This is a genomic window from Calothrix sp. CBUCES-K 9914, from assembly GCF_059640475.1.
The window spans coordinates 19,461-38,121 of the sequence record NZ_JBXXZH010000008.1 but is presented as its reverse complement, the minus strand read 5'-3'; the positions used below and the strand labels follow the sequence as shown (position 1 = coordinate 38,121).

Below are 18,661 nucleotides of genomic sequence, written 5' to 3'. Positions count from 1 at the left end.
CTTCTTGTAATTCTAAATGATTGACATGACCTTACTTTCTTCTTTTTCCATAACATCTAAAATACAAACTGAGATAGTAAAACCTGATGTCACCAATCCGACAAATGCAGTTCAGCCCAGTCGTTTTGTCTTTATTAGCTCTTGCCGTGCAGACTGGGGTGGTAGTGAAGAACTTTGGTGGGCAACAGCAAAATGTTTAAAAAAACAAGGACATGCAGTTCATGTGTTTAAAACGAATGTTCTTAAAACTCATTCTCGCTTTGCTGAACTAGAAAATGCTGGAGTTGAGGTAGTAGACATTAATGGTCTATTTGATAAATTAAATAAACTCTCTAAAAAGAGAATTTATCTAAATAGATTTGTAAAATATATCAATAGTTTCTTACCTGTAAAGATAGCTTTGCTTGATGTTGACTGTGCTGATATGTCACATGATAATCATCACAAAAAAATCGAGGCGTTAGTATTACGAGAACTACTGGAGTTACAACCATCGTTGGTAATAATTTCTCAGGGAGATAATTATGATGGATTACATTTTGCCAGTATTGCTAGGCATATCGATTTGCCTTACGTTATACTTTCTCAAAAGGCGCATGATAATTTCTGGCACGCTGATGAGGAACGTTGTTACATGAGGGAAACTTTTAGGTATGCAAAACGCTGCTTTTTTGTTTCTCAGCACAATTTATTGTTAACTGAAGCGCAAATCGGTCAAAAGTTACAAAATGCTGAAGTTGTGAGAAATCCCTATCTTACTAATGTTTCAAGTCCTCTAGCTTTTACTGCATCAAACAATGACTGTTTCAAACTAGCTTGTGTAGGTCGCTTATACTTTTTTGATAAAGGGCAAGATATCTTGTTAAAGGTGCTTGCAAAGAAGAAGTGGCAATCTCGTAATTTGCACATTGCATTTTTCGGTGAGGGCGCAAATCTCGAAGCACTGATTGATTTAGCAAAGATTTTAGATGTGACAAATGTCAGTTTTCCCGGCTTTGTTGACAATATTATCGATATCTGGAGGGACTTTCACGGATTGATTATGCCATCGCGCGCTGAAGGTTTACCGTTGACACTCGTCGAAGCGATGATGTGCGGCAGACCTGGAGTTGTTACTGATGTTGGAGGAATGCCAGAAGTTATTGAGGATAATATTACAGGTTTTATTGCCAAAGGCGCCTGTGTCGATGCTGTTGATGAAGCCCTCGAACGTGCTTGGCAACGGCGCCATGAGTGGGAACAAATAGGTCAGTTAGCAGCAAAATCTATTCGGGAATTGATCCCACCAGACCCAGCGAGTGTATTTGCCCAAAAACTGCTGCAATTGTGCCAAACACCTACCACGAAGAGTCAAGATGACTTGAATACAATAAGCATTTCGAGTTAATTAATATGTCTTCATCTTCTTCTAAATCAAAACAAACCGACCAAATATCAACACAACAACACTTACCAATTAAAATTACTAGTGCTGGCAGCCAGTTACAAAACCCTCGCGCATTTATTTTAGATGCCCTACAGAATTTAAATTCCTCGTGGGGAATCGCCAAGCGCTTGTTTTTTCAGAGTGTGGCACAACGGTATCGTTACTCAACATTAGGACTGTTTTGGGCATTTGTTCCCCCAGCAATTATGGGAGTACTTTTGACGCTAGGGCAACGGGCAAAAATAGCTGGTCTGAGTACAGGCACGATTCCTCCACAAGTTTATGGCATCTTCGGTCTAGTGATGGCACAGACTTTTCTAGAGGCACTCAACGGTCAGCGTTTGTTCTTGACTCAGCACAACCACTTGCTGGCTCGTCAAAAAGTTCCGATTGAAGGGCTAATGCTAGCAAGTGTTGCCGAAGCTACATTTGCATTTTTAGTACGGTTCCCTGTACTAATTGTTATCCTTTTAGTCTTTAACATTACACCTTCTGTTACCTCTCCTCTATCTTTATTCGGGTTTGCTACGATTATCGGTTTGGGAACAGGACTGGGTTTGCTGCTAGCTCCCTGGAATGTCCTCAGTCGTGATTTGGATAGTTTAATGCAATTGTTTCCCTGGCTGTTGTTTGCTGTCACTCCCGCGTTTGTTGCTGTACAGCCAGGGAATTGGCTTTACTATATATATATGTTAAACCCACTAACTTATTTATTTGAAGCTACTCGTTGGTTGGCTTATGGTTATGGTGAGGTTAATTTAGTTGCATTGTTATTTTTAGTACCACTTACTCTAATACTGTTAGTGATTGGTTGGCTATTTTGTCGCTTATGCTTGCCTTACATCATTGAACGGTCGTTGATATAATTTATGAGTCATATTCTTTTAGAAACACAGTATTTATCTAAACGCTTTTGTCGGCGCCCAGAGCGAGCATTGCGATATACAGCCCAAGATATTCTACGAGAATTTCGCCGCCGTTCTGAAGGGGATGACCGCTTGCGTCCTGGTGAATTTTGGGCAGTGCGCGATGTCAATTTAGAATTACATGCTGGTGAAGTCGTTGGATTGGTTGGACACAATGGTGCGGGCAAAAGTACATTGCTTAATTTAATTACCGGGATTCTGCGCCCAACGTTAGGTCAAGTAAAATGGTACACAAATAATATAGTTTTAATAGATGATAGTTCGGGACTCAATCCAGTTCAAAGCGGGCGAGAAAATATTTATAATAAACTGTCACTACATGGGGTAAGTAATCGTCTCATACAGAAAAATATTGATGAGATTATTCACTACTCCGGGATTCATGAATTTATTGATTCACCCGTGGGTACTTACAGTACAGGCATGAGGTTACGATTGGCATTCTCAATTTACACTCAATTGCAGCCCGATGTATTTATCATCGATGAAGCTCTGGGTGGGGGAGATATTCGGTTTCGCCAAAAATTTGAGAATTTCCTTAGAGACTACATTGCCAAAGGTGGCGCCATCTTACTAATATCTCACGACCTTTTTATTATCCAGTCACTTTGCAATCGCTGCGTATTGTTAAATGAAGGACAGATGTACCAAACGGATTCTACAGATGTGATTCTTCACACCTACTATGAATTGATGCGAGCGCGGTCTGAACCTTACCAGCAAGCCTTAGTAAAGGCGCCAAAAGAGTCAGTATCTACCAAGCTAGCAACAGAAATAGAGGAAGTACCCTCATCAAGTCACCAGTTTGACGAAGTTCAAATTCAAGAGTTTGAAATTTGGTCAGCAGATGGAGGCGAAATTCGACCGGGATGTAAGGTACAGTTTCGGATTGTATGTTATTCCCGGATTACCGACGAACGAATTGTATGCGGTCTCTCGCTCGGACAAGCGGATTTATCTCCCTTAGCAATAATGGTTGGCGGTTATGGTAAACCTTCTTACAAACTACAAATCGGGCGTAATGAGTTTTGCGGCACCATCGATAACTTACCACTTATGCCCGGTCAATACCAATTGATTGTATCGGTGCTAGAACGAGACACACAAGCGATATTAGCGCTTAAAGGCTATGAAGATGCTCCATTTATCTTTGAAGTCAACAGTTATCTCGATCCAACGCTAAATCTCGCTCAAAGTCAAAAAGCCATTTTCCATATTCCAGTTAATTGGGAATAGAGTTTTGTTTCACGAATTAAGCAACGAGGTCATAACCATGACAAGCCTTGTGATGAATCAACTTAAACAAGTTGTAACGCTGATTCGAGCTGGAGAGTGGTGGTCTTTCAAAGGGGCGCCCGTCTTGGGAACTGCCTATGCTACCACAATGATTCTTGGCGCGCCTGTAACTTCAGTTTGGGCTTTTTTATTGTTTCTTCTGTTTGCTCTGGTAGTAGCAGCAAGTTATGCGAACCTGTTAAATGACTTGTGCGACCAAGAAGAAGATAAAATTAGCGGCAAAACTAACCGGATGTTAGGACGCTCATCCCTCTTCAAAGTAATGGCACTAGTTGTCTGCATTGTGCCAGGTTTACTAGCAGCGAAATTTTTAATTCAGGCGCCTATAGCTCTGGGAATTTATCTAGGTATTTGGGGTGTTTTTACAGCTTACTCAGTTTCACCTGTACGCTTAAAACAGCGGGGTTTTTGGGGCGTACTCGCAGATGCATTAGGGGCACATGTACTACCACAACTGTTTGCTGTAGCTTTGATAACTCATGCAACAGGTAAAACAATGCCAATACTATGGGTTACTGTTATCAGCATTTGGGCTTTAACATCAGGGTTACGAGGCATTTTTTGGCATCAATTGATTGATTTTGAAAACGATCGCAACGCTAACGTGAATACGTTCGCAGTTGCATCTTCTCCCATAACGTTGGAACTTTTAGGTAAATGGGTCGTTTTTCCAGTCGAAGTTGTTACGCTTGTAGCGCTATTAGTACTTACTAACAACATTTTGGTTTGGGCTTTTTTAGTTCTGTACTTAGTAACTGAATGCTTACGGCATTATTTTTGGCAAATCAATACAGTTATCGTTAAACCCCGCCAAAATAATTGGCATACCTTGAGGGATAGGCTTGCTTTGATGGAATACTACGATGTGTTTTATCCTTTGGCATTTTTGGGCGTAGCTGTTTGGCAAAATTCAGTAGTTATGTTTATTTTTGGAGTACATGCATTGCTTTACACAGGAAATATTTGGTTTTTGATTAGAGATATCTGGGTATTATTAAGATGGGAAATTCCAAGCAAGGTTAAAAATAATACTCCAAAACAAAAAGTTTTGGTTAAAAATTTCCCTGAGTAAATAGATTGCTGTCTACTTTATTATTTTCGTCCGCATTTTCCACGCATTTACACAACTGAGAAAAATTTACAGGAGAAATCATTTATGAATATTGAACAAGTGCTACAAACTTATGATGCAAACTACGCTGAAGCTTATAATGAGAAGTTTTTGCTTAACGGTGACTCTCAAGAAAAAGCTAATACTGAATTTGAAATACTAACGAAAATTTTGGGTGAAAAGGGTAGAACAGTACGTTGGTTGGATGTTGCTTGCGGTACAGGTTACTTTCTCAGCCGTTTTCCAGAAATACAGCGAGCAGGTTTAGATATTTCTCCAGCGATGCTTAACATTGCAAGAAGCAAAAATTCAGATATTCCTCTAATTGAAGGCGACTTTAGAAATAAATCACTTGTTGGCAAAGGACAATGGGATGTCATTTCTTCAATGTGGTGGGCATATAGCCTTGTCGAATCTATCTCAGATACCAAGAAGCTGATTGAAAACATTGCATATTGGCTGGCTGATGATGGTATCTGCTTCATGCCCATCGGTGACGCTTCTAAACTTCTTTTAAGTGGAAAAATACAGATTCCCCATGTTGCAACTGAAGATGCAGGAGTGTATGGTGGAAAAATTTTAATTACTGGAGTGATATGGTCTTGGATTGAACCGAATGGAAAACGTCACGACCACATGGTACTTCCTCAAGTAGAGCAAATGGTTGAGATGTTTAAAGAATATTTTGAGGTCGTAGAGACAATTGCATATCATGGAGGGTGGTACAGCGCCATTATTGCCAGAAAAAAGAAAAGCCAAAGATAGCTTGAGGTAAAAAGCATACTTACCGAAAAGTGGGAATTAAGTAGAGACGCTTCACTGTTGAGTGTCTCACTTCAAATTTTAGTAAAGAATACGGGCGCAATCACCAAATTTATAGAGCTTGAAATTTGACCGCGTAACACAAACTTTCATTCAGCAATAACTGTAATTTATGATTGCAACATTAATGCCATTTGACCTTACAACATACCTCAAAGCGCGTCAACAGCTTTGGGAAACTGCGCTAGATAAAGCACTTCCCGTGCAATATCCAGATAAAATTTACGAAGCAATGCGCTATTCGCTGTTAGCTCCCGGTAAACGCTTGCGTCCAATTTTGTGCCTTGCTGCATGTGAAATGCTTGGCGGTACAATTGAAATGGCGATGCCTACTGCCTGTGCTATCGAAATGCTCCATACGATGTCCTTGATTCACGATGACCTTCCGGCGATGGATAATGATGATTATCGACGCGGGAAGTTGACAAATCACAAGGTTTATGGCGAAGATATTGCAATTTTAGCTGGAGACGGATTACTCGCTTATACCTTTGAACATATTACAAACTCTGTCCATAATGTACCAGCCGAACTAATTTTACAAGTTATTAACCGCATTGCACGCGCGGCAGGCGCCACTGGGTTAGTTGCCGGTCAAGTTGTTGATTTAGAATCAGAAGGTAAAACAGATATAACCTTAGAAACACTCAATTTTATCCACAAACATAAAACAGCAGCACTTCTCGAAGCTAGCGTTGTTTGCGGCGGTATTATCGCAGGCGCCGAGTCAAAAGATATACAAAAATTAACGGGGTATTCGCAGAATATTGGTTTAGCGTTCCAAATTATTGATGACATCTTGGATATAACAGCTACTCAAGAACAACTAGGTAAAACTCCAGGTAAAGATTTGAAAGCGAAGAAAGTAACTTATCCTAGCCTTTGGGGTATTGAAGAGTCACGTAAGCGCGCGGATAAATTGATTGTCGATGCTTGTGCAGAACTCGAATCTTATGGAGAAAAAGCACAACCACTTATTGCCATAGCACACTTTATCATCAATCGTAAGCATTAAAGTGATAGTGGTTGATAAAACCCTTTTACTTTTACCCAATCATATGCTATCACATGTTGAAGCTAATCGTACAACCATACTCTTAGTAGTGAAAGTAGCTGTTCAGTATCAACGGGTTTGGTAATGTAATCTGAGGCGCCTGCTGAGATACATTTTTCGCGGTCGCCTTGCATAGCTTTAGCGGTAAGGGCAATAATAGGTAGAGATTTAAATTGATTATTTTGACGAATTTGCTGAGTTGTTTCGTAACCATCCATTTCAGGCATCATCACGTCCATAAGTATGATATTAATATCGGGGTTTTGTTGCAATACTTCGATGCCTTCTCTACCATTTTCAGCATACATTACCTGCATACTGTGCTTTTCAAGTAAGCCAGTTAAAGCAAAAATATTACGAACATCGTCATCGACAATCAAAACTTTTTTCTGAGCAAGGATACTATCGCTTGATTGTAGTTTTTCTAGCATTTTTTGCTTAGTAGCAGGTAGTGAAGCTTGAACTCGATGCAAAAATAATGATGTTTCGGCAAGTAGTCGTTCTGGAGAATTTACATCTTTAATAATGATTGTTTCTGCTATTCGTCTTAGCTCAACTTCTTCAGCTTTGGTAATTTCTCTACCTGTATAGATAATGATGGGTAAAGCTTCGCCGTTTTCTTGCTTTTTAATTTGCTCAATCATTTCAAACCCATTCATATCGGGAAGTCCTAAATCGAGAACCACACAATCAAAGCGTCGCGAATGTATTGCAGCTAAACCTTCTTCGGCTGTGCCAGCACCAGTAATATTTATACTACTATCACCATCACCAATAAGTTCGATAATACTTTGACGCTGTATTACATCATCCTCGACAACGAGTAAATATTTAAGTGGTCGCTCCACAAAAAGTTTAATTTTATTCAAAGCCTCGTTTATCTCTTCTCTAGTAACGGGTTTTTGTAAATACGCCATTGCACCTTGCTGCAAACTCCGCTGTTTTCCATCTTCAACTGTCATTACATGTACAGGGATATGGCGTGTGTTTACATCGTGCTTTAATCTATCCAAAACCATCCATCCGTCAATTCCTGGCAAATCAATGTCTAATAAAATTGCTGAAGGTTTAATTTGACGCGCGAGTGATATTCCGCTATTACCATTTTGAGCAATAACGCTCTTAAAACCTTTCTGTTGTGCCATCTCGTATATAATGCGCGCGAAAGTTATATCATCTTCAACTATTAATAAAACATGTTCACCAGGTTGAATATTTTTTCTGTCATCAAAAAGTTCTGAGTAATTATTATTGAGTGCTGAGTTGAAAGTGCTGAGTGCTGAGTGTTGAGTGTTGAGTGTAGAGACGCGATTAATCACGTCTGTACGAGTGTTGAGTGTTGAGCTTGTGGCGCCATCATCTAACTTAGCACTCTTCTCAGCACTCAGCACTTTTAACTCAGCACTGCTTAAAGGATTATTTACAGGTAGATACAATGTAAATGTACTACCTTCGCCTAAATGGCTTGATAAAGTAATTTCGCCACCGAATAGACGCGCGATTTCCCGACTAATTGATAAGCCTAAGCCAGTACCTCCATGTTTACGGTTGGTGCTACCATCGGCTTGTTGGAATGCTTCAAAAATTATCTTTTGCTTTTCCGGTGCTATTCCAATACCCGTATCACTTACACTAAAAGCAATAACTGAACTAGATTGATTTAAAGTTTTGTTTTGAGGATTCCAACCATGCGAAGCAAAATTTACACTGAGACGCACTTCTCCTTGTTCTGTAAATTTGAAGGCATTAGCAAGTAAGTTTTTGAGAACTTGTTGTAGTCGTTTGGCATCAGTATCAATTGTAGATGGGAGATTTGATGCAAAATCAAGAACAAAGTTTAAGCCTTTATTTTGTGCAAGCTGTTTAAATGTACGTTCTAAGTAGTGTTTTAGTTCTACTAATGGTAAAGGATAATAATCAAACGACATTGTGCCAGATTCGATTTTCGCCAAGTCCAAAATGTCATTGATTAATCCTAATAAATCGTTTCCTGCTCCATGTATAGTAGTGCAATATTCGATTTGTTTTGAGGTGAGATTTCCTTCGCTATTTTCAGATAAAAGTTTAGCTAGAATCAGTAAGCTATTAAGAGGAGTTCGCAATTCATGCGACATATTAGCAAGAAACTGAGATTTATACTTAGAAGAAAGCTCTAATTCATTAGCTTGCGCTTCTAATGATTGACGTGCTTCTTCAAGTTGCTTATTTTTTGTTTCTACTTCTTGCTTTTGTAGTTCCAGCAGTTCGGCTTTTTTCTCTAACTCGGTGTTAAGTTCCTGTAATTCTTCATTCGACTGTTGTAACTCTTGCTGCTGTTGTTGTAAAAGTTCTTCAGATGCTTGTAGTGTTTCTGTTTGTTCTGCTAACCTTTCATTACTTTCTTGAAGTTCTGCTTGCTGGTTTTGCAGCAACTCTGCTAATGCTTGTGACTGATTGAGCAATTCAACTGTACGAATATCTGATGCTATGGCATTTAAAACAGCACCTAAAGTCTCACACAATTCATCTAATAATGTTATATGTATTGTTTTAAATTTCTGAAACGATGCTAATTCAATTACTGCCATTATTTCTTTTTCAAATAATATAGGCAGTACTAGAATGTTTTTTGGTTTTGCTTCTCCTAACCCTGAACTAATTTGAATATAGTCATCAGGAACATTTGTTAGTAATATTCTTTGCTTTTCTAACGCGCATTGTCCTACCAGTCCTTCTCCTAATTGGTATCTATTCGAGAGATTCTTACGTTGCTGGTACGCATAGCTACCTAGCAGAACTAATACAGGTGGTTCGCTATCACTATCTTTTAAATATAAAACACCTTGCTGGGCGTTGACAAGTGGCGCCAGTTCGCTAAGGATAATTTTAGCAACAGTTACTAAATTGCGCTGTCCTTGTAGCATTTGGGAAAACTTAGCTAAATTAGACTTTAACCAATTTTGTTGTTCGCTATATTCTGCTTTTTCCCGTAGATTAATAACCATGCGGTTGAATGCTTTTACCAGCGTCCCTACTTCGTCTTCACGTTTTCTATCATGAATACTTACAGATAAATCTCCATCTGCAAGTGCAGCTGTTTGATTAGAAAGTTCCCCTAAAGGATGAGAAATTTCCCGACTTAGATAGATTGTAATTAAAATTATTAGTAAAATTATAGAAGGTATACCTATATAAATAGCATTAAATGCTTGGTATGTAGATTTATTTGTATTCCTAGAACGCAAATTTAACAAAGTTCTTTCATCTTTTTCTATTTCAGATACTGTATTTATAATTTGGGTTGTTATTTCTCTACCTTTATCAGAAATAATCTCCTGTCTTGCTGGCTCAAACCCTTGATTTTTACGTAATGACACTCGATTTCTAATAATATCTATTCTTTGAGGTATTAATAATTCTAACTTATTAATTAGGGCTTGTTGCTGAAGATTATCTGATGTTAACTTACGTAGATTGACTAAACTTTTTTCTAAATTACCAACGGCGCCATCAAAAGGTTCTAAGGAACGTTGTTCACCAGTAACAATAAATGCACGCTGTGATGCTTCTGCGGACTGTAAGTGTAAATTTAAATTTTTTAATTCACCTAGCACCTCATAACTATGAGCTTGCCAGCTTGCATTTGAAACTAAACTATTCGTAGTTCGATATGTAACATAACCAATTCCAACCACAACAGCTAATATTGCTCCGAATCCGGCGCCAATTTTTGTACCAATTTTGATTTTTCTGAACATTGCTAAGAATTAATATATTTGTCAATACGATAAAGCTAATTAAATATAAATTATTTTCATCATGCCATCGGTATAATTATTTTGTCTACTAACTAAGGGATTAATCTAAATTCAACCACAAGATAGATAAAAAACCGGGCTTCACAGGAAACCCGGTTTGTCCGATTAATTACAGAGATGTTACATTTTAGTCTCTACACGCCTACTGGTTGCTCAAATGGTGCCTGAAACATAGCAGGGTCGATATTAATTCCTAAACCTTTGGCAACTCGCATACCATAAGAAACATCCGCGCGGAAGAAGTGACATAACTGCCGCATCTGAATATCTTGTCGTGCTTCGCTAAGACTATTAACAATGTTGTTAACTAAACGTTCCTGCTCATCAGGAGTCATCAACCGATACAAATCGCCTGCTTGAGTATAATCATCATTACCTTTACGGTGATCATAGCGGTCAACGGCAACATTACCCAAATTTAACGGTGGTTCAGCATATGCCGAATTTTGTTTAGGCGCCTCTTGGTAACTATTAGGCTCATAATTAGGCGCATTACCACCATTATTTCCTAATGCCATTAACCCATCTCTTTGATAGTGCATAACTGGGCACTTAGGTTGGTTGACTGGCAACTGCTGGTAGTTGGCGCCGAGACGATAACGTTGAGCATCGGGATAAGACATAATCCGAGCTTGCAACATCTTATCTGGTGAGAAGCTAATTCCCGGAACCACGTTAGAAGGAGAAAAGGCAGCTTGCTCGACTTGGGCAAAGTAATTTTCGGGGTTACAGTTTAATTCTAAAATTCCCACTTCAATAAGTGGATAATCTTTGTGCTTCCAAACCTTTGTAATATCAAACGGGTCATCAGGATGATTTGCCGCTTGCTCCTCAGTCATCACTTGAATGCATAGGCGCCATTTTGGATATTCACCGCGTTCAATTGCTTCAAACAAATCGCGGGTTGAATGGTCGGGGTCTTCACCCTTCATCCGTGTCGCTTCTTCTGCTGTGAAATTTTGAATACCTTGTAAAGTTTTAAAGTGGAACTTACACCAAACCCGGTTTCCTTGGGCATTAATAAGGCTGAAAGTATGGCTACCAAAACCATCCATGTGTCGATTGGTCTTTGGAGTCCCACGGTCAGAGAACAATATTGTTACCTGGTGTAAAGACTCTGGACTAAGTGACCAAAAATCCCATTTAGCATTCGCATCTTTAGTATGCGTTTGGGGGTTACGTTTTTGAGTATGAATAAAATCAGGGAACTTAAGGGGGTCACGAATAAAGAAAACAGGTGTGTTATTACCCGTCAAATCCCAGTTACCTTCCTCAGTATAGAACTTTACAGCAAAACCTCTGGGATCACGTTCTGCATCGGCGGAACCGCTCTCACCACCAACTGTAGAGAAACGCAGCAAAACTTCAGTTTTCTTACCAACTTCAGAAAATAATTTCGCTCTACTATATTGAGTAACGTCATTTGTCACCGTAAAAGTACCGAACGCTGCGGCGCCTTTAGCATGAACTACACGCTCTGGAACCCTTTCGCGGTTGAAGTGAGCTAGCTTCTCTAGTAAATGGAAATCTTGTATCAGAACAGGACCCCTTGAACCTGCTGTTAGCGAATTTTGATTGTCAGAAACAGGGGTACCGTTAGCCGTTGTCAGCGTATTATGATCTGTCATCGTGCTTATCTGTAGTCGTCATGAGTTCAATAAGTAAATCATAGTCGATATGAGTTCGTTTGACAACTATTGCGGAAGATTGCAACAAATTGTAATACTGGATTAGGTTTTTAGCGTGAGGTACATAAATAATGCCCAAACCTTTGTAGAGACGCGACATGTCACGTCTCTACATGTGCCTTATGCACACGAAATCTGCTGTATAAATGATGATTTTGCGTAGAAACCCGGTTTCTCGAATTTTTCGCGTCACTCATATTTTCATTTACGAAGAGGTATTTTAATCACAAATTTAGTTCCTTGATTGACTTGTGAAAAACATTCCAATTTACCACCGTGTCTTTCGCTAATAATTTGATAGCTAATTGACATACCCATTCCTGTACCTTTTCCGACAGGCTTAGTAGTAAAAAATGGGTCAAAAATTTGTTTTTGTACTTGTTCAGACATTCCACTACCATTATCAGAGATTTTAATTTCAATCCAATTAGTATCAACTATTTCGGTTTGAATAGTAATTTGATTGGGATTGGCTTGAATATCTTCTAAAGTGCGTTTACTGTTTTGCTCCTCCATTGCATCAATGGCATTTGCCAAAATATTCATAAATACTTGATTTAATTGTCCGGCATAGCATTTTACAGAGGGTAGGTTCCCATAGCGTTTGATAATTTGAATGGCTGGAAGCTCTCCTTTTTCTTTAAGACGATGTTGAAGAATCATTAATGTACTCTCAATACCCTCATGAATATTTACCTCTTTAAACTCTGCTTCGTCCATGCGGGAGAAGGTGCGTAGAGATAAGACAATTTCACGGATGCGTTGAGTACCCACTTTCATCGATTGAATAGTTTTAGGTAAATCATCTTGAATGAAATTTAAGTCCAGTTCTTCTAAGCAATCTTGAATTTTTTGATGACTAATTGTATCATATTGCTGATATAATTCAACCAATTTCAGCAAATCATTGGTATATTGCTCTACATAGCTCAGATTTCCGTGAATAAAGTTCACAGGATTATTAATTTCATGGGCAACTCCAGCAACTAACTGTCCCAAGCTAGACATTTTTTCTGATTGAACCATTTGTGCTTGGGTGCGTTTTAGTTCTTGAAGGGTAGCTTCTAAGTCTTCTGTTTGTTGGCGCAATTGGGCTTCAATCTGTTTGCGAACAACTTCGTTGCGTTTTGCTTCGCGAATATCTCGCATAATTGATGAAAAAAATTCCACTTCTCCCCTATCGTTTTTATGGACTACAATTACTTGGGAGATAGGAATTTCCTGCCCGTTGCGCGATCTCATAATTGACTCACCTGACCAACTCCCTGTTTGCATTGCTGTGGGTAAAGCTTCGTTGACAGTTTTTTCCAACATTGACGGCGCCACTGTTTCCGAAATATGAAACTTATCGGTTTCTTCGGGGGGAATACCCAAAATCTCCTGTCCAGCTTGATTAAGGTAAAGATTATTACCTTGAACATCAGCAATACCGATGATGTCATTTGCTGATTCTAAAATTGCTAGCAACCGTGCTTGTGCATGTTCAATTTTTTTACGATCGCTAATATCAAAAATAAACCCATCCCAAATAATTGCACCATCATCCCGTAATTGAGGACGAGATACAGCTTGTAGCCATTTGATATTTCCTGATGGTGTAATAATGCGCCATTCGTGAATGAACGGTGTGAGGTTTTGGGCAGATTCCATCATTGCTTGGTCAATACCTGCAATGTCATCTGGATGTTCGACTGCTCTAATATTTTGAGTTCCTGCAACTATTTCTTCTGCTGTGAACCCATAGAGGTTATAACTACCCGAACTAGCATAGGGGATAAAAACCGAACCGTCAGTGGTCAAGCATAATTGATAAATCATACCAGGAACGTTATCTGCAAGACCCTGGAAACGGGCTTTACTCTCCTGAAGATTTGCATAAAGTCGAGCATTTTCTAGCGAAATTGCGGCTTGGGTACAGAGAAGGTTGATAACAAGCAAGCGATCGTTAGTGAATACCCCTTGAGTTAACCGATTTTCCAAGTACAGAATACCAAGCAAGTTTCCTTGATTCAAAATTGGCATACACAACACACTTTTGGGTTGGTGTTGCTGAATATATTCATCAATAAGAGTCTCGATATTGTTTTGGCAATTATCAATTGTTACGCTTTTTAGTGTGTGTTTGACATAGCGAATCAGCTTCAGGGGTATTTCTTGGCTATCATCTAGAGCTTGGGAAGTCAGTACTGTTGTTGATGTATTTTTTTCAGAACTAAGTGATGTAATTGCTCGTATGTACCATTGATTCTTGTTGGGTAAAATCAACACACATTTTTTCGCACCTGCATTTTCAAGAATAATTTTGCTAAGAGTGGAAATTAACTCATCTAGGTCAATAATGCTAGAAATTGCTTGCGAGGTTTTGAGAATCGAAGTAATATCAAGGTTATTCAGACAGGTTGTAGCTGTAACATTAGCAAGTGTTTCCAAGGAGTTGAAGCTTGGTTGCTGATAATTGAGCAAAATTGGCTTGAGTAGATGGGGATAGGTATTTTCTAAATTCTCAATTTTTGTCTTACACTCCCAACGAGTATAGGCATAGTATGCTTCTTGCATATAGCCTGTGGCAACTTTTTCTTTGTTCCATTCGAGGTAAAATTTGCCTGCGAGTTCGTTGGCTAAAGCTTCTTCTTGAACATAGCCGTTTTCTTTGGCGCCATTGATCGCTCGATCGTAAAATTCTAAAGCAGTAGCTTTTTGTCCCAAGATACGATATTTTTCTGCTTCGACTAATTCAAATTTGTGTAAGTAATTCATTGGTGCATAATTTGCCCAATTAGCCAGTTTTTCTTGATTAGCAGCGACTTGAGTTAGAATCTGCTGTTGTTTCTGGGGATTGACTTGTGGGTAAATTGCCAATTTTGCTAAGGAATCATAAGTATGAAACACCGGAACCATCAGCGAACCAACTCCCGCATCCAAATAGCGTTCTGTCTCAATTGCACAATCAACCGCGATAGTATAGTTAGAAAATAAATATGAGAGAAATAATTTGTGTAGATACAAATAAAATAAAGCTCCTCGATGATTTGCCGCTAAGTGCAGCCTCACCATTTGCTCTTCGTCATAAACTTGACCGATAATCCGACTGGGATTTTCTGCTTGTCCCAATAAATTAAGTACAGCTTGCAAATTAATTTGCTGGATTTGCAAAACAGTTTCCTGCTTGACTTGGGCAATGAAATCTCGATAGGTTTGCATTTGCTCTGCAAGAGCTGGTAGAGCGATTGCACCACTAAAATAGGCAAGATGGCTGTAATATTGGAGCGAAAAGCTTACATGTTCCAAATCGCCAGTATTCAACGCCGAATTATAGGCATCTAACAGAGGTTGGAGACAAGTTTGGGCATTTTGTTTCCAATGTTGGGTAAAACAAGTTGCCACTAAAATTCCTGGCGCACGAAAAATTTCGCTATTTAACTTATCCATCAAACTGAATGCCAACTGTCCGTACTCATAACCTGCATCGATATCACCAAATAATCCACACAGCATCATCCCACAAGTTGCATAGCCATGAGCATGGGCAGGTGCATTACCATAATTTAATGCTAACTCTACTTGCTTGGCGCCAATTATAGGTAAAAGTTGTGGCAAAGCCATATGTGCCGTTGGACTCAAACTTACAAGAATACGAGTTGCAGCCAATTTCAGTCCATCTGTCATATCTGGAAGATCAATCAAATTTGGAATTTGCTTCCCTTGCAAACCTGTTCGCACCTCTATCATTACTTGCTCAATCTGCTCTGGTGTCGGTTGGTGTGGTAACTCCACACCCAAGAGTTCAAGAAGCTCTAACCCGAAGGATATAGCTTCTTTGAGTTGATTTTGAGCCTTGAAACCTTGTAACTTTATTTCGTAAGCCCTGAGTTTATCTTGCAGCGATTTACCATTATCCAAGACTTGGGCAACATACAACTCCATTTCCGCAAATTTACCATTGAGATATGCTAATTCTGCGGCATTTTCGTACAACGATAATGTGATTTTATACTGACTTTGCCAACTATCCTCAGTTAATAACGAAATACTAGTCAAAAAATATTGCCTTGCATCTGCATAAGCCGTAGAAAGCTGCGCTTTTTTTCCGGCTATCATATTTAAACGTAGCAACTGTAATTTATCTGATGATTTCACCAGTAGTTCCTTTGCAAAATTCAAGTGATTGACAATTTCAAAAATTCTTTCTTCTTGCTTTTTTTCAGGTATTTTTTTTAACAGCAGTTGTCCAATTTCTAAGTGAGTAGCTTGCCTTTGGTCTTCAGGAATAAGAAAATAAGCGGCTTGTTGAATGCGATCATGCAAAAATTGATAGGTGGCAGTTTCGGAAATATCTTGAGCAAAAGCTTGGTTGTCTCCATCTATATAAATTTTATAAATATCACTTTTTGGTAAAATTAAACCTTCTTCCAAAGCATTCCACAAATCAGCAGCTGATTCTACTTGAGATTGCTCACCAATAATTGCTAATGTTTCTAAATCAAACTCATTACCAATACAAGCAGCTAACTTTAAAACCTGTTGAGTTGATTCAGGTAATCTACGTAATTGAAATAGCATAAACTCAACAACATCATCTGTGAGTACTTGCTGATTAATTTCAACAATATTATATTGCCAATATTCTTCATCTGAATTAAATTTTATAAATTTATCTTGGTATAATGATTTTAAAAATTGTGTGATAAAAAATGGATTACCTTGAGTTTTTAGATAAACTAGCTGTGAAAGTGGAAAAGCCTCATATTCTTGACATTTTAAAGTATCAACCACTAGCTCATTCAATACTAAGTGGCTGAATTGTTGTAAATTAATTGTTTGAATTTTTGAATATTTTTTTTGAATTTCTTCCAACATGAACATTAAAGGATGGACATTTGAAACCTCATTATCTCGATAAGCTCCAACTAATAATAAATAACTAAAACTATTATTAGTAAGTAAAAAATTTATCAATTGTAAAGAAGCCGTATCCGCCCATTGTAAATCATCCAAAAAGATAACTAAGGGATGCTCCTGAGACGTAAATACTTGTATAAATTTCTGCAATAAAAAATTAAATCTATTTTGGCTGGCTGCACCGAATAATTCTAATACAGGTGCTTGTTTGCCAATGATTGTTTCTAATTCGGGAATAATTTCAATAATAACCTGTCCATTTTCACCTAATCCTTGTAAAATTTCTTTTTGCCATTGTTGTAATTGTTTGTCGCTCTCTGTGAGTAACTGCTCGATCAAACCTCGAAGAGCTTCGATAAATCCCGACAAAGGAATATTCCGATTAAATTGGTCGAATTTCCCCTTAATAAAATATCCTCGTTTTTTTACAATAACTTTGTGAACTTCGTTAACTACCGCAGTTTTGCCAATCCCCGAAAACCCAGTCACTAAAATCATTTCGCTATTAGATTGGGAAACTCGTTCAAATGCTGCAAGCAGTTCTTTTACTTCATTGTCTCGACCATATAATTTATCAGGAAGAATAAATCTATCACAAATATCTCTACAAGCAATGTCAAAATCTTCAATATAACCTTTTTCTTGCAGTTGTAAAAGACATTTTTCCAAATCAGCTTTTAATCCTGTAGCACTCTGATAGCGGTCTTCAGCATTTTTTGCCATCAGCTTATGAATAATTTTTGTAATTACAAAAGGAATTTCTGAGTTGATATCTGATAAATTTGGAGGAAATTTAGCGATATGAAGATGAATCAACTCCATTGGGTCATCAGAGTCAAAAGGTAACTGTCCAGTTAATAATTCAAAAAATGTTATACCTAAAGCGTAAAAATCACTACGATAATCAATTCCTCGATTCATACGTCCGGTTTGTTCCGGGGAAATGTAAGCAAGGGTTCCTTCTAAAACATTTGGACTGATAATGGTTTGAGTCTCTTTGGGAAGCCAAGATGCAATACTGAAGTCTATGAGTTTAACCTGCTTTGTCGCTGGGTTAATAAGAATATTTGCAGGTTTAATATCTTTATGTATGACGCAATTTTGAGATAAATCGTATAATATATCAGTGATTTGCACTGCTATGATTAAAAAATCTAATAAATTTAATGGTTCATTTCTAGTATATTGTCGCAAGGAAATCCCGCCAAAATCTTCCATTACTAGCATGTAGCTATTATGATAATTTTCTAGGCTGTAAGGGCGAACAACACCAGGAATATGTAAATTTTTACTAATATTATACTGATTGCGAAATTGCAAAATTTGACTAAAATTAGGATATTCCTGTTGCAATAATTTGATAACAACATTCTGGTGATCGCTCAATCGAATAGCTCGGTATACCTCTGTTTTATAACCCTGGTAAATTCTTTCCTTTACTGAGTATCTATTTGTACTAAAAAAAATATCTGTTGGTGTTGTCATAGCACTTTTCCTCAAGCCACAAAACTAATCTTCCAGGGTTGGCTTCGATTCACCCTCAAAATTATTGTTCCCAAATTAGAACTAAATATTGACTAAGAGTAAAAATCAATATCAATACTGCTCAGTTCAGCCTAAAAACCTTTAGACGTAGGTTGGG

The 18,661-nt window shown here is 38.2% G+C and carries 9 protein-coding genes; 6 read left to right on the top strand and 3 right to left on the bottom strand.

The features are described from left to right. The first annotated feature begins 16 nt into the window (after nt 1-16). The 6 genes from AC2JBO_RS03095 to crtE all read left to right on the top strand — a co-directional run bounded on the left by AC2JBO_RS03095 (nt 17) and on the right by crtE (nt 6,596). Nucleotides 17-1,387 (top strand): glycosyltransferase family 4 protein, encoded by a 1,371-nt coding sequence (locus AC2JBO_RS03095; protein ID WP_496952154.1) that lies wholly within the window; start codon nt 17-19, stop codon nt 1,385-1,387. Between the two features lie 5 nt (nt 1,388-1,392). After that, on the top strand, nt 1,393-2,292 hold the full coding sequence (locus AC2JBO_RS03090; protein ID WP_496952153.1) for an ABC transporter permease: 900 nt from the start codon (nt 1,393-1,395) through the stop codon (nt 2,290-2,292). A gap of 3 nt (nt 2,293-2,295) precedes the next feature. Then, the gene (locus AC2JBO_RS03085) at nt 2,296-3,588 is read left to right on the top strand and encodes an ABC transporter ATP-binding protein (RefSeq protein ID WP_496952152.1); all 1,293 of its coding nucleotides are present in this window, start codon (nt 2,296-2,298) and stop codon (nt 3,586-3,588) included. Nucleotides 3,589-3,625: 37 nt separating this feature from the next. Then, complete coding sequence (locus AC2JBO_RS03080) at nt 3,626-4,720, top strand: UbiA family prenyltransferase (RefSeq protein ID WP_496952151.1); 1,095 nt, start codon at nt 3,626-3,628, stop codon at nt 4,718-4,720. An 84-nt stretch (nt 4,721-4,804) separates the two neighbouring features. Further along, on the top strand, nt 4,805-5,524 hold the full coding sequence (locus tag AC2JBO_RS03075; protein WP_496952150.1) for a class I SAM-dependent DNA methyltransferase: 720 nt from the start codon (nt 4,805-4,807) through the stop codon (nt 5,522-5,524). A gap of 169 nt (nt 5,525-5,693) precedes the next feature. Further along, the gene (gene crtE / locus AC2JBO_RS03070) at nt 5,694-6,596 is read left to right on the top strand and encodes a geranylgeranyl diphosphate synthase CrtE (protein ID WP_496952149.1); all 903 of its coding nucleotides are present in this window, start codon (nt 5,694-5,696) and stop codon (nt 6,594-6,596) included. 62 nt (nt 6,597-6,658) lie between these two features. On the opposite strand, the gene AC2JBO_RS03065 is transcribed toward crtE, so the two are convergent. The 3 genes from AC2JBO_RS03065 to AC2JBO_RS03055 form a co-directional block, all read right to left on the bottom strand. Next, nucleotides 6,659-10,372 carry a response regulator gene (locus AC2JBO_RS03065; protein WP_496952148.1) on the bottom strand — a complete coding sequence of 1,238 codons (3,714 nt, stop codon included), beginning with the start codon at nt 10,370-10,372 and terminating at the stop codon, nt 6,659-6,661. A gap of 194 nt (nt 10,373-10,566) precedes the next feature. After that, nucleotides 10,567-12,060, bottom strand: a complete 1,494-nt coding sequence (locus AC2JBO_RS03060) for a catalase (RefSeq protein WP_496952147.1) — start codon at nt 12,058-12,060, stop codon at nt 10,567-10,569. 261 nt (nt 12,061-12,321) lie between these two features. Then, on the bottom strand, nt 12,322-18,504 hold the full coding sequence (locus AC2JBO_RS03055; protein ID WP_496952146.1) for an AAA family ATPase: 6,183 nt from the start codon (nt 18,502-18,504) through the stop codon (nt 12,322-12,324). Nucleotides 18,505-18,661: the final 157 nt, after the last annotated feature.